This window comes from Caballeronia sp. LZ016 (genome assembly GCF_031450805.1).
In the GTDB taxonomy this organism is placed as follows: domain Bacteria; phylum Pseudomonadota; class Gammaproteobacteria; order Burkholderiales; family Burkholderiaceae; genus Caballeronia.
Map to the genome: position 1 here is coordinate 1161229 of NZ_JARTVY010000002.1, position 22673 is coordinate 1183901.

At 61.6% G+C, this 22673-nt stretch carries 24 protein-coding genes; 15 read left to right on the forward strand and 9 right to left on the reverse strand.

Annotated features, from left to right (window positions below; genetic code table 11):
- Positions 1-3: 3 nt before the first annotated feature.
- On the reverse strand, positions 4-423 hold the full coding sequence (locus P9220_RS18955) for a ribulose bisphosphate carboxylase small subunit (RefSeq protein WP_309766708.1): 420 nt from the start codon (positions 421-423) through the stop codon (positions 4-6).
- Positions 424-450: 27 nt separating this feature from the next.
- Positions 451-1941 carry a form I ribulose bisphosphate carboxylase large subunit gene (locus P9220_RS18960; RefSeq protein ID WP_309766710.1) on the reverse strand — a complete coding sequence of 497 codons (1491 nt, stop codon included), beginning with the start codon at positions 1939-1941 and terminating at the stop codon, positions 451-453.
- Between the two features lie 320 nt (positions 1942-2261).
- Here P9220_RS18960 and pqqA point away from each other — a divergent pair, with 320 nt between their 5' ends.
- From pqqA to P9220_RS18975, 3 genes are all read left to right on the forward strand, one after another.
- Positions 2262-2336 carry a pyrroloquinoline quinone precursor peptide PqqA gene (gene pqqA, locus P9220_RS18965; protein ID WP_008354335.1) on the forward strand — a complete coding sequence of 25 codons (75 nt, stop codon included), beginning with the start codon at positions 2262-2264 and terminating at the stop codon, positions 2334-2336.
- Positions 2337-2397: 61 nt separating this feature from the next.
- Positions 2398-2967: a DUF447 domain-containing protein gene (locus P9220_RS18970; RefSeq protein WP_309766711.1), complete on the forward strand. Its 570-nt coding sequence runs from the start codon at positions 2398-2400 to the stop codon at positions 2965-2967.
- A gap of 22 nt (positions 2968-2989) precedes the next feature.
- The gene (locus tag P9220_RS18975) at positions 2990-3694 is read left to right on the forward strand and encodes a (5-formylfuran-3-yl)methyl phosphate synthase (RefSeq protein WP_309766712.1); all 705 of its coding nucleotides are present in this window, start codon (positions 2990-2992) and stop codon (positions 3692-3694) included.
- 2 nt (positions 3695-3696) lie between these two features.
- On the opposite strand, the gene P9220_RS18980 is transcribed toward P9220_RS18975, so the two are convergent.
- From P9220_RS18980 to P9220_RS18990, 3 genes are read right to left on the reverse strand one after another with little or no spacing between them, the layout of a single operon-like run.
- Positions 3697-4284 carry an aspartate kinase gene (locus P9220_RS18980; protein WP_309766714.1) on the reverse strand — a complete coding sequence of 196 codons (588 nt, stop codon included), beginning with the start codon at positions 4282-4284 and terminating at the stop codon, positions 3697-3699.
- A gap of 4 nt (positions 4285-4288) precedes the next feature.
- Positions 4289-5386 (reverse strand): hydantoinase/oxoprolinase family protein, encoded by a 1098-nt coding sequence (locus P9220_RS18985; RefSeq protein WP_309766715.1) that lies wholly within the window; start codon positions 5384-5386, stop codon positions 4289-4291.
- A complete protein-coding gene (locus P9220_RS18990; RefSeq protein ID WP_309766717.1) occupies positions 5383-6414 on the reverse strand; it encodes an ATP-grasp domain-containing protein in 1032 nt (343 codons plus the stop codon). Before P9220_RS18990 ends, P9220_RS18985 begins: the two co-directional genes overlap by 4 nt.
- Positions 6415-6427: 13 nt before the next feature.
- Between P9220_RS18990 and P9220_RS18995 the strand changes: the two genes are divergently transcribed.
- The 11 genes from P9220_RS18995 (at position 6428) to P9220_RS19045 (ending at position 17338) form a co-directional block, all read left to right on the forward strand.
- Positions 6428-7126 carry a HisA/HisF-related TIM barrel protein gene (locus P9220_RS18995; RefSeq protein WP_309766718.1) on the forward strand — a complete coding sequence of 233 codons (699 nt, stop codon included), beginning with the start codon at positions 6428-6430 and terminating at the stop codon, positions 7124-7126.
- Positions 7127-8080: 954 nt separating this feature from the next.
- Positions 8081-9316, forward strand: coding sequence for a formylmethanofuran dehydrogenase (locus P9220_RS19000; RefSeq protein WP_309766720.1), 1236 nt, complete (start codon positions 8081-8083; stop codon positions 9314-9316).
- Entirely contained in the window at positions 9316-11007 is a 1692-nt protein-coding gene (locus P9220_RS19005) for a formylmethanofuran dehydrogenase subunit A (protein WP_309766722.1), read from the forward strand. Before P9220_RS19000 ends, P9220_RS19005 begins: the two co-directional genes overlap by 1 nt.
- Before the next feature lie 5 nt (positions 11008-11012).
- Positions 11013-11954, forward strand: coding sequence for a formylmethanofuran--tetrahydromethanopterin N-formyltransferase (gene fhcD / locus P9220_RS19010; protein WP_309766844.1), 942 nt, complete (start codon positions 11013-11015; stop codon positions 11952-11954).
- A complete protein-coding gene (locus P9220_RS19015) occupies positions 11951-12772 on the forward strand; it encodes a formylmethanofuran dehydrogenase subunit C (protein ID WP_309766723.1) in 822 nt (273 codons plus the stop codon). The genes fhcD and P9220_RS19015 overlap by 4 nt, the downstream gene beginning before the upstream one ends.
- Before the next feature lie 63 nt (positions 12773-12835).
- Positions 12836-13405, forward strand: coding sequence for a cytochrome b (locus P9220_RS19020; RefSeq protein ID WP_309766725.1), 570 nt, complete (start codon positions 12836-12838; stop codon positions 13403-13405).
- 22 nt (positions 13406-13427) lie between these two features.
- The gene (gene pqqB / locus P9220_RS19025; RefSeq protein ID WP_309766727.1) at positions 13428-14348 is read left to right on the forward strand and encodes a pyrroloquinoline quinone biosynthesis protein PqqB; all 921 of its coding nucleotides are present in this window, start codon (positions 13428-13430) and stop codon (positions 14346-14348) included.
- 43 nt (positions 14349-14391) lie between these two features.
- Positions 14392-15126, forward strand: coding sequence for a pyrroloquinoline-quinone synthase PqqC (gene pqqC / locus P9220_RS19030; RefSeq protein ID WP_309766845.1), 735 nt, complete (start codon positions 14392-14394; stop codon positions 15124-15126).
- A 23-nt stretch (positions 15127-15149) separates the two neighbouring features.
- Positions 15150-15431: a pyrroloquinoline quinone biosynthesis peptide chaperone PqqD gene (gene pqqD, locus P9220_RS19035; RefSeq protein ID WP_309766847.1), complete on the forward strand. Its 282-nt coding sequence runs from the start codon at positions 15150-15152 to the stop codon at positions 15429-15431.
- Positions 15432-15443: 12 nt separating this feature from the next.
- Positions 15444-16631, forward strand: a complete 1188-nt coding sequence (gene pqqE, locus P9220_RS19040; RefSeq protein WP_309766728.1) for a pyrroloquinoline quinone biosynthesis protein PqqE — start codon at positions 15444-15446, stop codon at positions 16629-16631.
- 5 nt (positions 16632-16636) lie between these two features.
- On the forward strand, positions 16637-17338 hold the full coding sequence (locus P9220_RS19045; protein WP_309766730.1) for a response regulator transcription factor: 702 nt from the start codon (positions 16637-16639) through the stop codon (positions 17336-17338).
- On the opposite strand, the gene P9220_RS19050 is transcribed toward P9220_RS19045, so the two are convergent.
- Positions 17266-18306, reverse strand: coding sequence for an ATP-binding protein (locus tag P9220_RS19050; RefSeq protein WP_309766731.1), 1041 nt, complete (start codon positions 18304-18306; stop codon positions 17266-17268). The two genes, P9220_RS19045 and P9220_RS19050, sit on opposite strands and share 73 nt — an antisense overlap.
- A 178-nt stretch (positions 18307-18484) precedes the next feature.
- Here P9220_RS19050 and P9220_RS19055 point away from each other — a divergent pair, with 178 nt between their 5' ends.
- A complete protein-coding gene (locus tag P9220_RS19055) occupies positions 18485-20785 on the forward strand; it encodes a TonB-dependent receptor (protein ID WP_309766734.1) in 2301 nt (766 codons plus the stop codon).
- Between the two features lie 9 nt (positions 20786-20794).
- Here the strand turns inward: P9220_RS19055 and P9220_RS19060 are convergent, their stop codons facing one another.
- The 3 genes from P9220_RS19060 to P9220_RS19070 all read right to left on the reverse strand — a co-directional run.
- A complete protein-coding gene (locus P9220_RS19060; protein WP_309766736.1) occupies positions 20795-21205 on the reverse strand; it encodes a hypothetical protein in 411 nt (136 codons plus the stop codon).
- Between the two features lie 111 nt (positions 21206-21316).
- The gene (locus P9220_RS19065) at positions 21317-22381 is read right to left on the reverse strand and encodes a beta-propeller fold lactonase family protein (RefSeq protein ID WP_404980248.1); all 1065 of its coding nucleotides are present in this window, start codon (positions 22379-22381) and stop codon (positions 21317-21319) included.
- Positions 22382-22535: 154 nt separating this feature from the next.
- The coding region (locus P9220_RS19070) for a DUF2380 domain-containing protein (protein ID WP_309766851.1) at positions 22536-22673 on the reverse strand (138 nt) is incomplete at its 5' end.

Genomic DNA, 22673 nt, shown 5'->3' on the forward strand with positions numbered 1-22673 from the left:
TCCTTATCGATACCGCTCGCCCGAGGGACGGTCCGTTGCATACGTGCGGATCGAATAACGCTGCACGCGGCTGCGATTGTCCTGCCGTTCGAGCCGGAAACCGTGCTCTTCAGCGGGCCGGTTGACGATGAACGACAGCCGCATCGTTTCGAAGCCGCGCACCGAATCGAACGCATTCACCTTGACGTAGTGCCGCGGAAACGTCTTGCGGCATGCGTTCACTTCCATCATGACGCCGGCGGCATCGTGCAGGTCGAACATCGGCAGGCCCCACATATCCCAGTACGTATTGCGCGGGTGCGGATCGTCGGTATATTCGACAGAGCACGCCCAACCCTGATTCAGTGCGTGGTCGATTTGCGCGGCGATCTCTTCGTCGCTCAACGCGGGCAGGAATGAAAACGTTCCTTGCGTGATATGCATGTCGGCTCCCTTGCTTGTCGTCGAACGTCAGGCCACGGACGGCGTCACCGCGAAATCGGGCGTATCCGTGGAGGCATAGTTGAAGGTCACGTCGCGCCAGGTGTCGAGCGCGAGCTTGAGCGGCGTGCACCAGCGCGCGGCGGCTTCGAGAATGTCGATGCCCTCGTTCACGATGTCGCGTCCTTCGTTGCGCGCCTTCACCATCGTTTCGAGCGCGACGCGATTCGCCGTTGCGCCCGCCTGTATGCCTTGCGGGTGCCCGATGGTGCCGCCGCCGAACTGCAGGATCGCATCGTCGCCGAAGAGGTCGAGCAACTGATGCATCTGCCCTGCGTGAATGCCGCCCGATGCGACCGGCATCACCTTGCGCAAGCCCGCCCACGGTTGATCGAAGAAGATGCCGCGTGGCAGGTCCACGTCGTTGCGCGGCTCGCGGCATACGTTGTAATAGCCCTGCACGGCGAGCGGATCGCCCTCGAGCTTGCCGACCGCCGTTCCCGCATGCGCGTGATCCACGCCCGCCATGCGCAGCCACTTGGCGATCACGCGAAACGAGATGCCGTGATTGCGTTGCCGCGTGTACGTGCCGTGGCCCGCGCGATGCAGATGCAGGATCATGTCGTTCTTGCGGGCCCAGCGTGACATCGACTGAATCGCCGTCCAGCCGATCACGAGGTCGATCATCACGATGCACGAGCCGAGTTCCTTCGCAAATTCGGCACGTTCATACATGTCTTCCATCGTGCCGGCGGTCACGTTCAGATAGTGGCCCTTCACTTCGCCGGTCTCCGCTTCCGCGCGATGCACGCCTTCCATCGCAAACAGATAGCGGTCGCGCCAGTGCATGAACGCCTGCGAATTGATGTTCTCGTCGTCCTTCAGAAAATCGAGGCCGCCCTTGAGCCCTTCATAAACCACGCGTCCATAGTTCTTTCCGGACAACCCGAGCTTCGGCTTGACCGTGGCGCCGAGCAGCGGCCTGCCGTACTTGTCGAGCCTTTCACGCTCCACGACGATGCCGGTGGGCGGCCCCTGAAACGTCTTCAGATAGGCCACCGGAATACGCATGTCCTCGAGCCTCAGCGCCTTGAGCGGCTTGAAGCCGAACACATTGCCGATGATCGATGCCGTCAGGTTCGCCACCGACCCTTCCTCGAAGAGATCCAGCTCATAGGCGATATAAGCGAAGTATTGCGGCTCGTCGGCGCGCGCATTCGGCACCGGATCGACGCGATACGCCTTCGCGCGATACATGTCGCATGCGGTGAGGCGGTCGGTCCAGACGACGGTCCACGTCGCAGTCGACGACTCGCCCGCGACAGCCGCCGCCGCTTCCTCCGGCTCGACGCCCGCTTGCGGCGTGATGCGGAATAGCGCGATGATGTCCGTCTCTTTCGGCGTGTAATCGGGCTGCCAGTAACCCATCTCGCGATACTTCATCACGCCGGCCGCATAGCGTGATCGGGGATCGGCGGGATTGCGCGCCGCCTCGACGGCAGCCTTGCTGAAGTCGTTCATTCCGTTTCCTTTACGAGGGGAAGATAGGAACGACGCGTCTGAAACATCGGCGACCGTCGCGTTGGTGTTGCGCCTTGCTGTGAATGCAGAGTAGGCGCGCGCCCGGCGCTTGGGAATTCACGAATTTCTTGCGAGGGGCTAAGCGATCCCTTATCGAACGTCACGCGCACGGACGGGACACTTTGCTGCGTTTCCGTCACAATGCGAAAGCGCCGAACGTTTCGCGGCCTTTGGCATGCGGCTTGCAACGCTTGCGCGGCGAACGCCGTCCGTATGACGGGCGGCGCTGCCGCACGAACCTCGTCAAGGAGAAACAAGCCATGCAATGGACCACGCCGAGCTTTACCGACATGCGTTTCGGCTTTGAAATCACGATGTATATCGCCACACGCTAAAGCGGATAAGCCCGCACGAAGATGCATCGATGAAAGTCTTCGTGCGGCATCGAATTCGATCATGATCTACGAGACCATCGTGACGACCGCGGCCCGCGACGGGCGTCCGCATATCGCGCCGATGGGTGTGCGCTTCGAAGATGAGCGCGCGATTCTCGCGCCGTTTCGCCCTTCCACGACGCTCGACAACATCGTCGCGACAAAAAGCGCCGTCATCAATCTCACGACGGACGTGCGCGTCTTTGCAGGCTGCGTGACCGGCGTTCAGCGCGACTGGCCCACGCTCCCGGCCACGATGGTTCCGAGCGTGCGTCTGGCGAATGCGCTCGCTCATATCGAACTGCGCCTCGCCGATATCCGCGACGATGAAACGCGTCCCGTATTGCATATGGAATGCGTGCATCGTGAAACGCATGCGCCGTTTCCCGGCTTCAATCGCGCGCAGGCGGCCATCGTCGAGGGCGCGATTCTCGTGAGCCGCCTGTTCATGTTGCCGCCCGAGAAAGTGGATAGCGAGATTGCCTATCTGCGCATCGCGGTCGACAAGACAGCGGGCGACGACGAACGCACTGCATGGAACTGGCTCTTGCAAGCCATCGAAGCACATCGCGCCAAGGCGCTTCATCCGTAACACATCTCCCTGGAGTTCGACGATGACCGCATTGCTCGCGAGTGTCCGCTCGGCCGATGAGGCATTCGATGCCGTGCACGCAGGCGCCGAACTGATCGATCTGAAGGAACCGCATGCGGGCGCGCTCGGCGGCGTTGCATTGAAGGACATCGCGTTCATCGTGCGTGCGTTGCGCGCGCGGTACGCGGTCCGGCCGATCAGCGCGACGATCGGCGATCTGCCGAACGATGCCCTCGATGAAATGACGCATCGCGTGCTCGACGTCGCGGCGACGGGCGTCGATTATGTAAAGGTCGGCGTCGCGCCGGGCGAGCACGCGGCCGATTGCCTGCGTCATCTTGCCGGGCTGCCGGCGGCTGTCGTGCCGGTGTTGCTGTCGGATGAAGGCGTGGACCGCGAGCTTGCCGCGCTCGCTGCGCAACTCGGCTTCGTCGGCATCGTGTTCGATACGGCGAACAAGGACGGCCGCACGCTGTTCGATTGCGTCGACATGGCGGCGCTTTCGGACTGCATGGCGCAAGCGCGCTCTCGCGGCGCAATGACGGCGCTTGCCGGTTCGCTCGGCTGGTCCGATCTCGAGAAGATTCGCGCGCTCGCACCGGACATTGCAGGCTTCAGAGGCGCGCTATGCGATGAACGCGACGGGCGCACCGGCCGGCTCGATCCCTCGCGCGTGCAGAGGTGGGCGCGCGCCCTGCACGGCGAGCGCGTTGCAGTTCATGCCTGAAATCACGCCTGAAACGCGAGCAGCCTGTCCCTCATGCGCGATGCATCGCCCTTGCTGAACACTTCGACGAGATAGTTCGCGTCGCGCACGTAAGAAGTAAAACGCCTGTCGACGACGCCACTCGCCGCAAGCATGTCGAGGGGCGCTTGTGCTTCCACGTCGCATGATTTCACGAGCATGAGACGCTCGGCGTTGAGCGTCGTGGATAGCCATGCAGCGAGACTGTCGGACGTGGTGTCCCAGTTGGTCATCGAATCGGATGTCGTACGCATGAGGTCGGTGGGTACCCACACGGCCACGCGGCCATCGCGCAATGCGCGCCGGATGCGCTCCTCATTCGACGCCAGCACGAGATCGGGCACGATGCCTTGCATGAGGATCGCGTATTGCGCCATTGCGAGCAGGCACATGTTGTGGGCCGCGAGATCATCGAAGCGCCATTCGCGCTGATACTGCCGCACCGCATCCGCGAAATCGCCGCCGCCCGGCACGATCACCACGCGCCCGCCGCCCACTTCCCATAGCCGCATCAGCCATTCGCGCAGCGCCGGATCGTGACTCAGGCTTCCCCCGATCTTGACCACCCACATGGTCTTATCCTCGTTCGAGATTCGTTGTTGTCGCGATCGACGGCGACGATGCGAGCAACGCGACCGCCACGCTCGGCGCACACGTCGAAACCCATTCGGCGCGCTCGTCATCCGCATTCGATATGCCCGCCAGGCGCGCGAAGTCGATGTAGCCGCGCGCTTCCTGCCGAGCAAGCGCTTCCGCGAGAAAGCGTCCGCATCCCGCGCCGACGATGGGCGCAGCCGTCAGCGATGCATGCTGCGCGCATACACGCACAAGGCTCGCTTCGAGCGTGCGCAATTGCTCATGCCGCCACGCAAGCGCGAAGCGCCGCCATTCGTCGGCGCTTGCATCCCCGGCATCGCGTCCGATCATTCTCGCGATGCGCGCACGGCTTGCAACTTCGGTCTTGGGTCCGTTGTCGGCGCTCGGATGCTGGTCGTGGGCGTCCCACAACTCGCCTGTCAGACGATAGACATCCGCTGTCGTTGCGAACCACTCGTTCATCACGCCGGTGCTTTCGCCACGAAACACAATGCGATGCGCGACGCCGCATAGCGGCGTTCGCACGACGCCCTGATACACGAGTTCACCGCTTGCGAGACGCTGCGCATCGTTCATGCCGCGTGCGGCGATGCGGCCATCGATGATCGGAATGATGTCGGTGGTCGTGCTGCCGATATCGACGAGCAGCGCATGAGGCACGCGCGTCGCGACCCATTGCGCCGTTGCGAGCCAGTTCGCCGATGCGACCTTGCGCCAGCCATCGGCACATGCGGATCGCGCGAGCCAGTTCGATTCGCCGCCGTAGAACATCGTGCGCGGGCCGAGCCGCTGCGCGAGCGTGCGTGCGAGTGTTCGCACGCCTTCTGCGCGGTCCGCAAAGAGGTCGACCATCTCGCCGGTCATGGTGACGGCGTGGCGCGCGGATGCATGGGCTGCAGAGGGCCAGCGTTCGAACGCACATTCGATCACGCGTTCCAGATGCGGGATGCCTTGCCACAACGGACACGCCCATTGCGCGACATCGACGAGCGCGCCCCTGCTCGCCATCGACACCTTCACGTGCGCGCCGCCCACGTCCCAGCCGAATACCGGCGCATTGCCGCTCTGCGCCGTCACGTCGATGCTCCGACTGCGCGAACGCGCGTGTCATCGTGTGCGAAGGCTGACACACCATGCGCCGCGAGCAATTGCGCCGCCAGATTGCGCTTCTTGCTGATCGCCGCGTAGGCCACGGTGAGGCGCGGATTGACTTCGATCACCACGGGACCGCGCGCGTCATTCCAGACGACATCGATGCCCGCGAAACCGCGCAGCCCCGGCAATGCATCTGCGACGCGCGTGGCAAGCCGCTCGAGCGTGCGCCCCTGGATGCTGGCGCGGTCGATGTAGTCGGCATCGACGCCATCGAATTCAACGATGCGTTCGCTGCGATTCGATTGCGTGTCGCCGCTCATGCCGATGCGCTGCCGGTTGATCGACACGAGTCGTGCGCCTGCATCGTCGCAGATGATGGACAGGCTGAGCGGTTCGCCATCGATCCATTGCTGCAGAACAGGATTGCGTCCCGCAGCCGCGCGCGCTTCGTATTCTTTCAGCGCGGCGTCGAGGTTGCGATAGACGTACGTATCGAGACCGCCTGCGCCGTCGTCGGGCTTGACGACCCACTGGTCTGCATCGGGCAAGGCGGCCTGTTCCGGTTCGAGGGCGGGCGTCGTCGCGATGCCGTGCGATTCGAGGCACGCCGCTGTCGCGCTCTTGCTGGACGCCACGCGTATGGCTTCTTTTGCGCAGCCGAGCCAGCGTGTTGCGCCGACGGCATCGTAGAGGCGCAACAGCAGGCCGTCGCATTCCGGTGCGACGACGAGTGCGTAATCGTGCTCTCGCGCCATGCGGGATACGAACTGGGTGATGGCTTCTCCTTCTTGCGCGCGTCGATGCGAATAGCGATCATCGATCTGTTCGAAGCTCGAACTGGCGATGGTCACGTCGATGCCGGGCAGCGCGCGCAGATCGGATGCGATGGCATCGCGCATCACGCGGCCTTCGACGATCAGTGCGCTCAGGTCGGCGAGACTGCCTGGGCTGGCGACATCCGGATCGATGCCGCCTCCGGTGAGATACTCGAAAACGAATAGTTTGATCAAAGGAAGGCCATCCATGCAGGTGATACCGGTTCTCGATCTGCTCGACGGTCAGGTGGTGCGTGCGGAGCGCGGCGAGCGTTCGCGCTACCGGCCCATCCGGTCTTCGCTGTGTGCGACGAGCGAGCCGGTCGATGTTGCGCGCGCGTTGCTTCGCGCGACGGGTTCTCGCACGTTGTATGTGGCGGATCTCGGCGCGATCCTTGGGCGCGGTGCGCACTTCGGTGCGCTTGCTGCGCTTCGTGCTGCACTGGGCCGGGATGTTTCGATCTGGCTCGATGCAGGGTTCAGCGACTTCGCATCGGTGCGGGCGATGTTCGGGGTTTGCGATTCGGGCGCATCGCTGGTGCCGGTGTTCGGCACTGAGAGTCTTGTCGATGCCGGGGCCTTTCTCGATGCTGCGGCGTTGGGATATGAGCCTGTGCTTTCGCTCGATTATCACGGCGGGCGGCCGCTGGGCGCGCTTCATGGCGATAGCGCTTGCTGGCCGGCGCGTGTCATCGTCATGACGCTGGATCACGTTGGGGCTCGTGCGGGGCCGGACCTCGATACGCTCCGCGCCGTGCGGACGATGGCAGGTCAGCGGCTCCTCTTCGGCGCAGGCGGCGTCAGGCATCGCGATGATCTCGCGCAGGCTTGTCGTGCGGGCGCGCACGGGTGGCTTGTTGGGTCGGCAGTTCATGAGCTGGCGCTTGGGCTTTCTTCCTTCGCCTGAACTCAATATCTATGCCATCAGTCTGGGGTTGCTTGGTGCGCTCGTTGCCGCGGTTCTACTGTTGCAGCAGGTGACAGTGTGTTGCGTTTCGGGAGCATTTGTTTGTTTGCTGGCTTGCTGGCTTGCTCGCTGGCTTGCTTTCTTGCTTGCTTGCTTGCTTGCGGGGAGCTTGTATTCGTGTCGGTCTATTAGCGCGCCCCTCCCCGGGGCGGGGGTCACTTTCTTTGCCGCTGCAAAGAAAGTAACCAAAGAAAGCAGCTTTTCTTTCGAACCGCACAATGCACTAACTTGCGCGGCCACTTCGTAGAACATCGGTGGCTCTCAGCTTGACAAAGCCTTGAATCACCTTCCACGCCCACTGACTACTTACGTCCTCCGAGCCCCTTGGCTCGACAAAACCAATCGTTCGCCATGACCCCCAGCGCCAATCGACGAATGACATCAATAAGCTTTGCGCGATCGGGTCACCCACGTTGCAAGCGCATCGCTGTCTCGTCGCTCTCCGCTGCCTTTGCCTTTGCCTTTGCCTTTGCCTTTGCCTTTGCCTTTGCCTTTGCCTTTGTCGTTCGGTCCTGCGGGGTGGTGTGTAGCGCGTAGTGCGCGTTGGGTGTTAACGAGCCAAGGGGCTCGGAGGACGTGAATAGTCAGTGGGCGTGGAGGGTGATTCAGGGCTTTGTCAAGCTGAGAGCCACCGATGTTCTACGAAGTGGCCACGCAAGTTAGTGCATTGTGCGGTTCGAAAGAAAAGCTGCTTTCTTTGGTTACTTTCTTTGCATGGGACCAGAGTAAGGCGCTAAAGCGCCAACTCTGGTCGACAGCCAAGAAAGTGACCCCCGCCCCGGGGAGGGGCGCACTAATAGACCGACACGAATACAAGCTCCCAGAAAAACAACACCGCCCCAAGCGCGAGCGAAAACCCCAAACGGCATAGACCTTGCTCGAACGTAGCTCACTATGCCCACGCCACCTCTCGAAGCGCCAGCACAAAAGACGTGCCCCTTCTGCCCACTGCTATGCGAAGACATCGTGCTGACTGCAAGTCTGGAAGCACCGAACACGACATGTCCGCGTCTAGCGCAATCCCTCGCCGCATTCAACATCGACGACGAAGGAACCAAACCGCAGATCAATGGCAAAAGCACCGATCTGCCAACAGCCCTGTCAGAAGCCTCGAGAATCCTGGAACAATCGCGACGTCCACTCTTCGCCGGCATGGCGACCGACATCACCGGCGCACGCGCGCTCTATGAACTCGCCGCACACACCGGCGCCATCCTCGACCACATGCACGGCGATGCGCTCGCCGCCAGCACGCTCGCGCTTCAAGACCGAGGCGCATTCTTCACGACGCTCTCGGAAATCCGCTCGCGCGCCGATCTCATCGTGATCATCGCGTGCGAACCATCTCGCCGCTATCCGCGCTTCTACGAGCGCGTACTGAACCTCAGGCACAACACCGATATCGTCTTCGTAGGATGCAACCCCGATCCAGCCGCAAGCGCCCACGCGAAAGCAATACTCCAGGACGCCGATACATTCGACATCCTCGCGCTCTGGTCAGCGCTGACGGAACGCCGCAACGCCCACACACCAACCGCTCAAGCACTCCAGACGCTGCACGAACGCATCCAGACCGCCCACTACACCGCCTTCATCTACGAACCCGCCACGTTGCCCGCTCCACACGCAGCCCTCGCAATCGAAGCAATCAACCGCATCGTCAAGACAATCAACCGCACCGCGCGCGCAGGCGCACTCGCGCTGACCGGGGACGACGGCGCACTGTCAGTCAACCAGGCCGTCACATGGCTATCGGGCTTTCCGTTGAGAACCCGTATCGCATACGGCCTGCCGCTCGACCACGATCCGCACCGCTATCGCACCGAGGATTTATTGCGCCGCAAGGAAACCGATGCATTGCTATGGATTTCCAGCTTCGGCCCCGAACCGCTGCCTCCATCGCTCACCGACGACGTGCCCGCCATCGTCCTCGGCCATCCGGGGACGACAGTCGATGCACGTAAAGCAACCACCGTGTTCATCCCCGTCGCAACGCCCGGCATCGATAGCAACGGCCACCTGTTTCGCGTCGATGCATCCGTTGTGGTGCCGCTCGCCGCTGCACGCGACACGGCGTTGCCCACCGTGGCTTCGATCGCAAGCGAATTGATTCGCGCAAGGAGGCCGTGATGACCCTGACGCGCATCAGAGGCGGCACCGTCTACGATCCGACTAACGGCATCGATGGCGTCCGGCGCGATATCACGATTCGCGATGGCCGCATCGTCGACGACGCGCAAAGCGAACGCATTCCGCCTGAACGCGACTTCGACGCGAACGGGATGATCGTGATGGCGGGCGGCATCGATCTGCATTCGCACATCGGCGGCGGCAAGACCAATCTGTCGCGCCTGCTGTTGCCGGAAGATCATCGCAACGACACGCGCGCCGAGACGAGCAAGCCCGACGAAGGCCGCTATATGCGTCTGCCTTCTTGCGGAACATGCGCGCCCGGCACGCTTGCCACCGGCTATCGCTATGCCGAAATGGGCTACACCGCCGCGTTCGAACCGGCGATGGTGGCATCGAACGCACGCCATACACACCTCGAAATGGGCGACACGCCGATCATCGATCACGGCGCCTACGTGATGATGGGCAACGACGAACTCTTCCTGCAAATGCTCGCAGCCAGGGAAGACTTCGAGCGCATGCGCGATTACGTCGGCTGGACCATCGACGCCAACAAGGCGCTCGGCGTCAAAGTCGTGAATCCTGGCGGCATCTCCGCATTCAAGTTCAATCAGCGTTCGCTCGACCTCGACGAAGCACACGTGCATTACGGCATCACGCCGCGCGACGTGCTACGAACCTTGACGCGCGCGCTAAACGAGCTGCGCGTGCCGCATCCGTTGCATGTCCATGCAAGCAATCTCGGCGTGCCGGGCAATGTGCAATCGACCATAGCGACGATGGACGCATCCGACGGGCTGCCTATCCATCTCACGCATATTCAGTTTCATAGCTATGGGACCGAAGGCCCGCTCAAGTTCTCATCCGGCGCACGCGCGATTGCGGAAGCGGTGAACGCGCGGCCCAACGTGACGATCGATGTCGGGCAGATCATCTTCGGCCAGACCGTCTCCGCATCCGGCGACACGATCATGCAGTTCCGCAACGCGCCACTGGCACGCCCGCGCAAATGGATTCTCGGCGATATCGAATGCGACGGCGGATGCGGCGTCGTGCCGTTTCGCTATCGCGAGCAGAGCTTCGTCAATGCGCTGCAGTGGATCATCGGACTCGAAATCTTTCTGCTGGTCGATGATCCCTGGCGCGTATCGATGACGACGGATCATCCGAATGGCGGGCCATTCACCAGTTATCCGCATCTGATACGCCTGCTGATGGACAAGTCGTTTCGCGACGAACAACTCGGCAAGCTGCACGCCGATGCAAGAACCGCAAGCGTGCTGGGCGAGATCACGCGCGAACTCTCTCTTTTTGAAATTGCCATCATCACGCGCGCGGGTCCCGCACGTCTGCTCGGTCTCGCCGATCGCGGACACCTCGGCGCGGGCGCGGCGGCGGATATCGCGGTGTATCGCGAAGGCGCGGATCGCGAGCGCATGTTCACATCGCCCGCATTCGTGTTCAAAGACGGCGAACTCATTGCGCGCGACGGCGTCCTGGTCAAGACGCCGACGGGCGGCATTCACTACGTGAAGCCCGACTACGACCGCGCAATCGAACAGCGCGTGCGCGACTACACGCATGCCAACCTCGCGGGAAGGTTCGAGAACATCGCTATCGGCGATGACGAGCTATGCGCGGTCTGCAACGGCGGCAAGCTGTTGCCCGTCGCATGCGAACGACAATGACCACCATGCGCATCAACGACACCGAGATCGACGACACCTTCGCCGAAGCCTTCCCGATGAAGGCGACGCGTCTGATCATCACCGCGCATACCCCGACATGGGCGCGTCATGCCGCCAATTCGCTGACAGGCTTCGCCACGTCCGTCATCGATTGCGGATGCGAGGCCGGCATCGAACGCGATCTGGACGGCGATGAAACGCCCGATGGAAGACCGGGCATATCGGTGCTGATCTTCGCCGTGTCGTCTAAAGAACTCGCCAGGCAAATTGCGCGGCGCGTCGGGCAATGCGTGTTGACATGCCCGACGACGGCCGTCTATGGCGGCATTGATCCATTCAACAGTCGCGCGCCGCTCTCCGACAATGCACCGCTCGGCGCGGGCCTGCGTTTCTTCGGCGATGGCTTTCAGATATCTAAAGTGCTTGGTCCGACACGCTATTGGCGTGTGCCTGTGATGGACGGCGAATTCCTTTGCGAAGAATTCACGGCGACCGTCAAGGCAGTGGGCGGCGGCAACCTGTTGTTTCTTGCGCGCGATATCGACAGTGCGCTACAGGCGGCCGAAGCCGCCGTTGCCGCGATGCACAAGCTGCCCAACGTCATCACGCCATTTCCGGGCGGCGTCGTTCGGTCGGGATCGAAAATCGGATCGAAATACAAAGGCGCGACCGCATCCACGAACGATGCGTTTTGTCCCACGCTCGTCGGCTTGTCGAGGAAAAGCGAACTCACTCCGGAAGTGGCGTGCGTGCTCGAAATCGTGATCGACGGTCTCACCGATGCCGACGTCGGCGCCGCAATGACAGCGGGAATCGCGGCGGCAACGGCAATCGGACGCACCGGCGGCGTGTTGCGCATTTCGGCAGGAAACTATGGCGGCAAACTCGGGCCTTATCACTTCAGGCTGCATGAATTGTCGGCGGATGTTGCGGGAGCACGCGTATGAATGCCATTACGTTGCGCGTAAAAAATGCGCCCGGCTTTCGCGTTGATGCGTCCAAATTACTCCCTCAGACGTTAGCGCAAATGTCGCCTGCGGAACTGGACCGGATGTCTTTGCAGGGCGACGGCGACATGTGCGCGCTAAGCGATCTCTTCGATATCGCACAAACCGATGCAGCCGATGTCTCGCTTGCCATCGAAGGCGATGCCGCATGGCTCGATCGCCTTGGCGCATCGCTAACGGCAGGCACGCTTACGGTTCGCGGAAACGCGGGCGACTACGCGGGCATCGGCATGACAGGCGGCAAACTGTCGATCGAAGGCAACGCGGGCCGCTTCACCGCATGTGAAATGCAAGGCGGACGTATCGACGTATCCGGTCATGTCGGCGACTTCGCGGCCAGCGCGCTGCCCGGCAACATGGAAGGCATGAGCGGCGGCGTGCTCGCCGTTCGCGGCGATGCGGGCGCGCGCCTTGCAGACCGCATGCGACGCGGCACCATATTGATCGGCGGAAACGCGGGAGATTTCGCCGCATCACGCATCGTGGCGGGCACGGTCTGCGTCGCGGGACAAACGGGCGCACACCTCGGCTATGGCATGCGGCGCGGCACGGTCGTACTATTGAGGAACCCGTCACGCATCGGGCCGACATTCACGCAAGGCGGACAAGGCTTCGATGTCTTCTGGCTTTTGCTTGCACGGATGCTCGCTAAAGAATTCGGCCCTTTTTCAACGCTTGAGCAAAGGGCTTTGCCCAGGCGCTACGCCGGCGATCTTGCCGTAGACGGACGGGGGGAATTGCTGATCGCCAATTCATGAAACGACGATAACAATGGACTCTCTATCCGGCGCAAAGATGCCCTTTCGCGAAGGAGGCATGCCATGACCGCAGTGGGCACCCGGCCCGCGACGCCCGACCGTTCGACGGTGGCCAACGAGCGCTTCGCCCGGCCGCTCATCGCGCTGCACTGGATCATCGGTATCGCGATCATCGCGATGCTGTGCATCGGCTTCTATATGGTAGGCCTGCCGCGCGGGCTGCCGTTCAAGTCGACCGTCATCAACTTCCATAAATCACTCGGCTTGACAATTTTCCTGCTGGTGCTGATCCGCATCCTGGTACGCCTGGCCTATGGCCGGCCGCCTCTGCCGCCGATGGGAGCGTGGCAACGCGCCGCCGCGAGCACCACGCAGGGTCTTTTATATGTGGGCATGATCGCGATGCCGCTGACCGGCTATCTCGGTTCGTCGTTCAACAAGTACGGCACGCGCTTCTGGGGCGTGCTTCTGCCACAATGGGGATCGGACGACAAAGCAATGCGCGAGCTGTTCTTCGGAATTCATGGCTTCATCGCCTGGACGCTCGTTGCGTTGATCGCGCTTCACTTCCTTGGCGCAATGAAGCATCAGCTCATCGACAAAGACGGGCTCTTGAGGAGAATGTGGCCATGACGTATTCGTGCGAGACCCCGCGATGAAAATTCGCGTGCTGGGCTCATCGGCAGGCGGCGGATTTCCGCAATGGAACTGCAACTGCCGCAATTGCGACGGCGTGCGCCGCGGTGTCATTGCCGCGCGTGCGAGAACGCAGTCGTCGATTGCGGTCAGTGACAATGGCGAAGACTGGCTGCTCGTCAACGCATCGCCCGACATACTCGCGCAGATCGCGGCGAACCCGGAATTGCAGCCCGCGCGCCGTGTGCGCGATACGGGCATCGCCGCCGTCATCACGATGGACGCGCAGATCGATCACGTCACGGGTCTCTTGATGCTGCGCGAACGCGGCACGCCGCTACCGCTTTATACGACCGATGCGGTATGGCAGGACTTGTCGACAGGCTTTCCGATTACATCGATCCTCTCGCATTACTGCGGTGTCGAGCACCGCCGCATCGCGCTCGATGGCGCCGCGTTCAGCGTGCCTGAATTGCCGCGCGTAAGCATCCATGCGCTGCCGCTTTCCAGCAAGGCGCCGCCCTATTCGCCGCATCGCGAAGCGCCGGAAGTGGGCGACAACATCGGCCTCATGTTCACGAACGATGCAACCGGCAAGCGCGCGTTCTATGCGCCGGGCCTCGGCGCACTCGAACCGCATGTCGTCGAGGCAATGCAGAAGGCCGACCTGTTGCTCGTCGATGGCACGGTATGGACCGACGACGAAATGATCCGTCTCGGCCTGACCAAGAAGACCGGCGCCGATATGGGACATCTCGCGCAAAGCGGGCCGGGCGGCATGATCGAAGTGCTGGATTCGATCGGCCGCGCGGACGTGCGCAAGGTGCTCATTCATATCAACAACACGAACCCTATCCTGATCGAAGACGGACCCGAAAGGCGCATGCTGTCGGAGCATGGCATCGAAGTCGCGCACGACGGAATGAGTTTCGAGCTATGACATCGCGGAGAATCATTGAATGAGTGGCAACGCTTTCACGCCGATGCTGAACCCCACGACCGGCCCGGTGTTCACTGCACTAAAAGAGCCCGGCCCCGCGTGGACGCGCGCGGAGTTCGAGGAACAACTGCGCGCGAAGGGCACGGCGTATCACATTCATCATCCGTTCAACGTGAAGATGAATAGCGGCGGATGCTCGCGCGAGCAGATACGCGGCTGGGTCGCGAACCGCTTCTACTATCAGATCAACATTCCGCTGAAAGACGCTGCGGTCATGTCCAATTGCCCCGACCGCGAAACGCGCCGCCGCTGGGTGCTGCGCATTCTCGATCACGATGGTTACGACGATCAGCCGGGCGGCATCGAAGCATGGGCGCGTCTCGGCGATGCTGTCGGCCTTTCTCGCGACGATCTCTGGTCGCTCCGGTTCGTGACGCCGGGCGTGCGCTTCGCCGTGGATGCGTACGTGAATTTCGCTCGGCGCGCGCCGTGGCAGGAATCGGTTTGCTCGTCGCTAACGGAAATGTTCGCGCCGCAGATTCACAAGGACCGGCTCTCCACGTGGCCTGCGCATTACACGTGGATCGAACCCGAAGGACTCGCTTATTTCCGCTCGCGCGTTTCGCTTGCGCAGCGGGATGTCGAACATGGTCTCGAAGTCACACTCGCGCATTTCACGACGCGCGAACAACAGCAACGCGCGCTCGACATTCTGCAATTCAAGCTGGATATCCTCTGGACCATGCTCGATTCAATCGAAAAGGCGTTCCCGGCATGAGCGACACGAATCCGACTCAGCGCATGAACGAAGCCGTCGAAGCACCGGACGATGCCTTGCGTCCGAAGCTCAAGCGTCTCTTTCGGCTGCAATGGGAACCGGCGCAAGACGCGCATGTGCTGCTGTACCCTGAAGGCATGGTGAAGCTCAATCAAAGCGCTGCGCAAATTCTGCTTCGTTGCGATGGCACGCGGGACATCCCCGCGCTCGTCGCCGATCTGGAACAGGCGTTCAGCGCATCGGGCATCGGCGACGATGTGCGCGCGTTCATCGCCGGTGCGCGTGCGCGTGGCTGGCTAGAGTGAAAAGGTGCGAGCATGACCGATCTCTCCGAACCCATCGCGAAGACCGAGCACGAAGGAACGCCCATTGCGCCGCCCTTGTGGCTGCTCGCGGAACTGACGTATCGCTGTCCGCTGCATTGCGTGTTCTGCTACAACCCGGTGAATTACACGGACCACTCGCGCGAACTCGATACCGCGCAATGGCTCGACGTATTGCGTCAGGCGCGTGAGTTGGGAGCCGCGCAACTGGGCTTTTCCGGCGGCGAGCCGCTCTTGCGCGACGATCTCGAAACCCTCGTCGGTGAAGCGCGGAAGCTCGGCTTCTATACGAACCTCATTACGTCAGGCATCGGGCTGACGGACAAGCGCCTTGGCGCGCTCAAGGAAGCCGGCCTAGATCACATCCAGCTCTCGTTTCAGGACTCCACGCAGGAGCTCAACGACTTCTTGTCGAGCACGAAGACGTTCGATCTCAAGAAGCGCGTCGCGAATCTCATCAAGGCGCACGACTTTCCGATGGTGCTCAATTGCGTCCTGCACCGCTATAACCTGCCGCATATCGGACGCATCATCGACATGGCGCTTGCGATGGGCGCTGAATATCTGGAACTCGCGAACACGCAGTATTACGGCTGGGCACATGCGAACCGCGCGCAACTCATGCCGACCGCCGAGCAGTTGCAGGAAGCGGAAGCCGTAGTCGAACGCTATCGCAAGGAAATCGGCGACAAGTGCAAGATATTCTTCGTCGTGCCTGACTATTACGAGCGCCGGCCCAAGCGCTGCATGAACGGATGGGGTTCGGTGTTTCTCGGAATCGCGCCCGACGGCGCGGCGTTGCCTTGCCATACCGCGCGCTCGCTTCCGGGCCTTACGTTTCCCAATGTCACCGATACGCCGCTCAGGGACATCTGGTACGAGAGCGATGCGTTCAACCGCTTTCGCGGTTTCGGCTGGATGAAAGAGCCATGCCGCAGTTGCGATGAGAAAGCGATCGACCTCGGCGGATGCCGCTGTCAGGCTTATCTGCTGACACAAGATCCGGCGAACGCGGACCCTGTCTGCGACAAGTCCGCGCATCATGAGCGAGTCATCGAAGTGGTGCGTGCGGCCTCGACGCGACAGGAACCGCAGGAACAGCCCATCGTCTTTCGTAACGATGCGAACGCGCGGCGTTTTGCGTCACTGCATCGAACCGATGGATCGGAAGGCGGAGAGTGATACCCATGAACGCCGATATCTCCGTGCTGCTCGTAGACGATCACGCCGTTGTGCGTGAAGGCTACAAGCGTCTGCTCGAACTGAGCCCCGATGTCAGCGTCGCGGGTGAAGCGGCGGATGCCGCGCAGGCTTATCAGAAGTTTTGCGCGTTGCAGCCGGATGTCGTCGTCATGGACCTTGCGTTGCCGGGCGCAAGCGGCATTGAAGCGATGCGTCGCATGCTCTCGCGCGAACCGCATGCAAGCGTGCTGATCTTCAGCGTGCACGAGGAAGCGATATTCGTGCGCCGTGCGCTCGATGCCGGCGCGCGCGGTTATGTCACGAAGGCGAGCGCGCCCGATGTGCTCGTCGAAGCGGTGCGCTCGGTTGCGCGTCGCGCTCGTTATCTCAGCCCGGACATTTCCCAAGCGCTTGCATTGCGCGCGACCATTCAGAAAGGGCCGCCCGGAAGACAATTATCGGCGCGTGAGTTCGAAGTGCTGCGTTTGCTCGTGCAAGGCTATACGCTGCCGAGCATCGCAGAGAAACTCGGCCTGAGTCAGAAGACCGTGGCTAATCATCAATCGGTGATACGGCAGAAATTCGGCGCGGATAACGGCGTGCAGCTCGCGCAGATTGCCAACCGCCTGGGGCTTCATTTCTCCGACTTCACCGGCGCACCGGATGCCCCTTCGTTCGGCGCGCTCGGCAGCGGCCGTCCCGCCTGAACGGGTACGCGCGCGCAGACCAGAAAGCCGTGACCCGGACTGCTCGCGATATGAAACTCGCCGCCCAGCGCTTCCACGCGCTCGCGCATGCCGACGAGTCCGAGCCCCTTGCGCGGGATCGACAGATCGATGCCGGGACCATCGTCCGCGATCGTCACGACGACCTCGCCCGAGCCTTGGTTCGTTTGCGGCGTACGCACCAGATAGATTTCGACGCGTGATGCACGCGCGAACTTCGACACGTTCGTCAGCCCTTCCTGCACGAGCCGATAAAGCGCGATGTTGAGCACATCGCTCAGATGTTCGAAATCGCCCTCTACCGTCAGCGTGAATTCCGCTTGCGGCAAGCGCTCGCGCCAGCCTTCGATGCAATGCTCCAGGGCTGTGGGCAAGCCGAATTCATCGAGGCCGATGGGTCTTAGCTTGCGAATCAAGCCACCGATTTCGCGGTACACGTGCGTTGCGCTCTGCATCAGTGCTAAAGCGAGCCGATGTACTTCGGGCTCGCGTTCAGCGGACAGATCACGGATGCGTGCTGCATCGAGCGATATCGCGTTGAGGTACTGACCCAGTTCATCGTGCAATTCGCGGGCTAAATGACGGCGTTCTGCTTCCTGCGCGGTAATGGCCTGATTGGCAAGCCGCCGGTTTTCCGCGAGCAGATGTTCCGCTTCCTTTTCGAGCGCCCGGCTTCGGCGCACTTCGCGGCGCGCGTCCTTATAGCGCCGCCATGCGAACCATGCAAAGCCTAGCGCGAGCACGAAGAGAGTCGCAGGAAGTTCATCGAGTTGGAAACGCTCCGCACTGCGCGTCCAGCGATAGGTGAATTCGCTGAAGTCGATCAGCGCAAAGCCGGCGCCCGCGATGATGGTCATCGCGAGCACGCAGGCGAGATCGCGCGACGCAGTGGATTGCGTGGCGCGGCGTGAAGCATCTTCGGCGAGAGAGGACAAGGATTCGGATGGCATCGCGGAATCCATTTTAAGCACGCCCGGCTCGCGCGATGGCGCATGCACATGACGTTTGGGAACCCTTCCCTGCCCGATCGGGAAAAGCTCCCGGTGCGCGCGCGGAGTGTTGTGCGACTCTTTCTATCAAAGGCTCATCGTTTAGAAGACGCCCAAAGAAAAATAACCGGAGACGACAATGAGGAGCATGCCGCGCCAGTCCGGCTTCGCGCATCGGTTCAAACCCCGAGCAGGACTCAGGCTCGCGTTCGGCGGCGCGTTCGCGAGCGTCACCGTCGGCGCATGGGGGCAAGCGGTGACTGCGCCGCCGACTACCGAATTACCGACCATCGTCGTTGTCGGCACGACCCCGCTGCTCGGCGTAGGCACGCCGCTAGAAAAAGTGCCTGCGAATGTGCAGACTATCAAGGGCCACGACATCGCAGCGCAACACTCCGCGACCGTCACCGATTACCTGCAGAAGAACGTAGTGAGCGTCGACGTCAACGATGCACAAGGTAATCCGTCTCAAACCGACATCAACTATCGCGGCTTCACGGCGTCGCCCGTACTCGGCACGCCGCAGGGTCTTTCGGCCTTTCTCGATGGCGTGCGGATCAACGAGCCCTTCGGCGATGTCGTGAACTGGGACCTCATTCCTCAGGCTGCCATCAATACGATGCAACTCATTCCAGGCTCGAATCCGACGTTCGGGCTCAACACGCTCGGCGGTGCAATCGTCGTGACGACCAAGAACGGCCGCTCGAACCCCGGCGGGAATATCGATGTAAGCGGCGGATCATGGGGAAGGAAGACAGCACAGATCGAACAGGGCGGCGTGATCGGCAGCAACCTCGACTACTACTTCACGGCCAACGTCTCGAATGACAATGGCTGGGCTGCACAGAATTCGAGCCGCCTGAGACAAGCATTCGCCAAACTTCGCTATACGGACGTCGACACCACCATTGCGTTATCGATGGGCGGCGCGGACAACACACTCAATGGATCGCAAACGATTCCTCGCTCGTTTCTCGACAACTACAAGCAGGCATACACGTTTCCCGACACCAATCAAAACCAGGTGGGCTACGTCACGCTGTCGGGCGAGCACTATTTCTCGCCGAACGTCGAGTTGAGCGGCAACCTGTATTACCGGCACTACCGCAACCGTAACGTGAGCAGCAACGTCAACGACAATTATGGCGAAGCCGACGACGACGGCGCAATCGATCTAACACAGGCGACCAACGATCAATCGGTGATCGTGACGGACAGCTACGGCGCCAGCCTGCAACTGACGCTGCTCAACAAGCTCGCCGGCATGGATAACCAGCTGGTTCTGGGCGCAGCAGGCGACTTCGCCAATTCGCATTTCACGCAATCGTCGCAGCCCGCCGAGTTCACCGATAGTCGCGCGACCATCGGCTCAGGCCCGTTCGTGCCGACGACGAACGCGCGGACGCGTAACGAAAACTGGGGAATCTACTTCGAGAATACGCTGTCGTTCACGGAGCAATGGTCGATGACGCTTGCGGGCCGCTATAACTGGGCGAAGGCCGTCATCGGCGATGAAAGCGGCGTGCAGCCCTTGCTCGATGGACGGCACACGTTCTCGCGTTTCAATCCGGCGATCGGCTTCAACTGGAACCCGACGCCGTGGCTCACGGCTTATGCGACCTACAACGAAGGCATGCGCTCGCCGACCGCCATCGAACTTGCATGCGCCGACCCGAATGCGCCGTGCTCGCTGCCGAACGATTTCATTGCGGACCCCGAACTAAAGCCCGTCATCTCGAAGACTTTCGAAATAGGCGCGCGAGGACGTATCGGCAAGGCGACGACGTGGAGCGCCGCGCTATACAGCACCACACTCACGGACGACATCCAGTTCGTCAGCAGCGAAGGCGCGACGAGCACGCTCGGCTATTTCCAGAACGTCGGCAAGACACGCCGCCAGGGTTTCGAACTTGCCGGGCGCACGCAGTGGGGACCGCTCGGACTCGCGGCGAGCTATAGCTATGTCAACGCGACGTATCGCTCGACATGGACCGAGAACAGTGCAAGCAATTCGAGCGCCGACGCCGACGGCAACATCACCGTGCATTCGGGAGACCGCATTCCGGGCATTCCGGCCAACACGGTGAAATTGCGCGTGGACTACAACCCGCTCTCGCGATGGAACATCGGCACGAATCTCACGTATCGCAGCAATATCCTTGCGCGCGGCGATGAGAACAATCAGGACGTGAACGGCAGCATCGCCGGCTATTTCCTGATCGATCTCGACACGACTTATAACGTCACGAAGCAGTTGCAGGTCTATGCAACGGTCAAGAACCTGCTCAACAAGCGCTATGCGAACTTCGCGATTCTGGGCGAGAACTTCTTCAACGGCCCGAACCATACGTTCAACGGCGCGGACACGACCAACGAGCAGTTCCTGGGCATCGGTGCGCCGCGTGGCGTGTGGGTCGGCTTGCGCTATGCGTGGAACTGAGTGCCGTCATCAACGCGGTCTGAACGGATATATCCTTGCGGGCCGCCGTTGCCGCAACTCGGCCAGATAATCTTCGACGAAGCGGCCCAGTGCATTGGCCTTGAGTTGCTCGAGCATCCGCATTGCATCGCTGGGCGATTCCGGTCCTATCACCAGCGCGCCAACGCCAAGTGACCCAAGATGCACGACGAGCGCGCACGAGGATAGCGAACCGGCGTCGAAGCGGCGAACGGCATCGGCGGCGGCGTCGTCCAGTTCGATGTCGTCTTTCATGCACTGTTCGTGACGAAGCTCGCCGCGCTTGCCGATATAGGCGGGCACCCATCGGCAATTTCCCGTGCTGCCCTGAGCCGCGATCAGAACGCGCTTGCGTACCGGAGTATCGGATATTGCATCGAACGCCTCCGCTAAAGTGAGCATGATTGTCCTCGCCGGAGAGCCTATCTGATACTAGCAGCCGCTTCCGGCGAGGTGCGAGATGGATCGGGCAACGACGGCCGGTGCAAAGTGAAACGGCCGTACGCCGCGCGATCAGCGGCCGGCTATCGACCCCGCGCTCGGCGGATACGTGACGATGCCCCATGCAAGCGGCAAGTCGCCAATCTGCCTGATGGTCTGGAAGTTCGACGCATCGAGCACATACACCGCGTTCGAACGGCCGCATGCAAGCAGAAGCCGCGAGCCATCGGGCGTGAAGCTGAAATGCCAGCAGCGTTGGCCAACGGGTATGTCGCTCATGTGCGCGTAGGTGGCGCCGTCGAAGACTTGCAGTGTCTTGTCACGCGATGCAGCCACGATCAGGCGCTTGCCCGACGGATCGAACGATACGCCATACGGGCCGGTTTTCGTGTCGACGGTCTTGACGATCTTCAGGTCCTTGCCGTCCAGCACGATGAACTTGTTCGCGTTCTCCAGCGTGACGACGTATTGCTTTCCATCGGGCGACCGCTTGATGCCGCGCGGGCGCGAGCCCTTTTGCAATTCCACCGTGCGCACTGGCTTGCCCGTGCGCGCGCGATAAACCGACACCGTGTCGTCGCCTTCGTTCGTGACGAGAATGAGTTTGCCGTCCGGCGAAAACTCGACGCCTTCCGTTTCATGGCCGCTCTTGACCGAATGCGTGACCTTCAACGGCTTCAAATCGACGATGGCGATTTCGGCGGGCGGCGAGTTCGCGTCGTCGTCATCCTTCTCCGGCTCGCCGGGCTTGGGCGGTCCGCCGGACTCGCCCGGCTCATACGTGACATAAGCATAGCCGCCGTAGACCCGCACGAATTCCGGGTTCTTGCCGATCTTCACGCGCCGCACGACCTTCCCCGAAGACGTATCGATTTCTGATAGATCGCCCGTCGATTTATTCGCGACGTAGAGGCGCGTGCCGTCCTCATTGAGGCTCAAACCGCGCGGGCCGTCCTTGCCCACATCGATGGTTCTCGCAAGCGAGAGATTCGCCAGATCGATCACGCCGACACCGCCGGTCTCGCTCGTCACATACGCCGTTTGCGCCGTGGCGTGCGCGCTGATCGCGGAGAGAAACGCCATGGGCGCGAGAAACGACGCGCACGTCAGGCGCGCGGCCTTGAAGCTGACTTGCATGAGCGTCTCCGGCTAAACGTTCTTTGTTGGCTCTTGTTCGTTCAATCGCGGGCCGTTTGCAGGAAGCCTGGCCCAGCGAATAACTTAGCGCACGAAACACCGCACAGGCAATCTCGCCGGACGGGAAAAATTCCCGAAATTCCTGGGCGAATAATCAATGCAGGGCGGACGCATCGTTAGCGAGAAGATCAACCAACGCCTTTGCGCCACGTCGCCATGACTGATCCGTATTGCCGCGAATATCGACCGAACGCTGAAAGAGTATTGCGCCGCTGTGCGCGTCTTCCACGCG

Bases quoted from the DNA above. Each gene is read 5' to 3' on its own strand.
- P9220_RS18980 (WP_309766714.1), bottom strand. From the start codon at position 4,284: ATGTGGGTGGTCAAGATCGGGGGAAGCCTGAGTCACGATCCGGCGCTG.
- pqqD (WP_309766847.1), top strand. From the start codon at position 15,150: ATGAACGAAGCCGTCGAAGCACCGGACGATGCCTTGCGTCCGAAGCTC.
- pqqB (WP_309766727.1), top strand. From the start codon at position 13,428: ATGAAAATTCGCGTGCTGGGCTCATCGGCAGGCGGCGGATTTCCGCAA.
- pqqC (WP_309766845.1), top strand. From the start codon at position 14,392: ATGCTGAACCCCACGACCGGCCCGGTGTTCACTGCACTAAAAGAGCCC.
- P9220_RS19015 (WP_309766723.1), top strand. From the start codon at position 11,951: ATGAATGCCATTACGTTGCGCGTAAAAAATGCGCCCGGCTTTCGCGTT.
- P9220_RS18970 (WP_309766711.1), top strand. From the start codon at position 2,398: ATGATCTACGAGACCATCGTGACGACCGCGGCCCGCGACGGGCGTCCG.
- P9220_RS19060 (WP_309766736.1), bottom strand. From the start codon at position 21,205: ATGCTCACTTTAGCGGAGGCGTTCGATGCAATATCCGATACTCCGGTA.
- P9220_RS19065 (WP_404980248.1), bottom strand. From the start codon at position 22,381: ATGCAAGTCAGCTTCAAGGCCGCGCGCCTGACGTGCGCGTCGTTTCTC.
- P9220_RS19050 (WP_309766731.1), bottom strand. From the start codon at position 18,306: ATGCCATCCGAATCCTTGTCCTCTCTCGCCGAAGATGCTTCACGCCGC.
- P9220_RS18960 (WP_309766710.1), bottom strand. From the start codon at position 1,941: ATGAACGACTTCAGCAAGGCTGCCGTCGAGGCGGCGCGCAATCCCGCC.
- P9220_RS19055 (WP_309766734.1), top strand. From the start codon at position 18,485: ATGAGGAGCATGCCGCGCCAGTCCGGCTTCGCGCATCGGTTCAAACCC.
- fhcD (WP_309766844.1), top strand. From the start codon at position 11,013: ATGCGCATCAACGACACCGAGATCGACGACACCTTCGCCGAAGCCTTC.
- P9220_RS18975 (WP_309766712.1), top strand. From the start codon at position 2,990: ATGACCGCATTGCTCGCGAGTGTCCGCTCGGCCGATGAGGCATTCGAT.
- P9220_RS19020 (WP_309766725.1), top strand. From the start codon at position 12,836: ATGACCGCAGTGGGCACCCGGCCCGCGACGCCCGACCGTTCGACGGTG.
- P9220_RS19005 (WP_309766722.1), top strand. From the start codon at position 9,316: ATGACCCTGACGCGCATCAGAGGCGGCACCGTCTACGATCCGACTAAC.
- P9220_RS18995 (WP_309766718.1), top strand. From the start codon at position 6,428: ATGCAGGTGATACCGGTTCTCGATCTGCTCGACGGTCAGGTGGTGCGT.
- pqqE (WP_309766728.1), top strand. From the start codon at position 15,444: ATGACCGATCTCTCCGAACCCATCGCGAAGACCGAGCACGAAGGAACG.
- P9220_RS18955 (WP_309766708.1), bottom strand. From the start codon at position 423: ATGCATATCACGCAAGGAACGTTTTCATTCCTGCCCGCGTTGAGCGAC.
- P9220_RS19045 (WP_309766730.1), top strand. From the start codon at position 16,637: ATGAACGCCGATATCTCCGTGCTGCTCGTAGACGATCACGCCGTTGTG.
- P9220_RS19000 (WP_309766720.1), top strand. From the start codon at position 8,081: ATGCCCACGCCACCTCTCGAAGCGCCAGCACAAAAGACGTGCCCCTTC.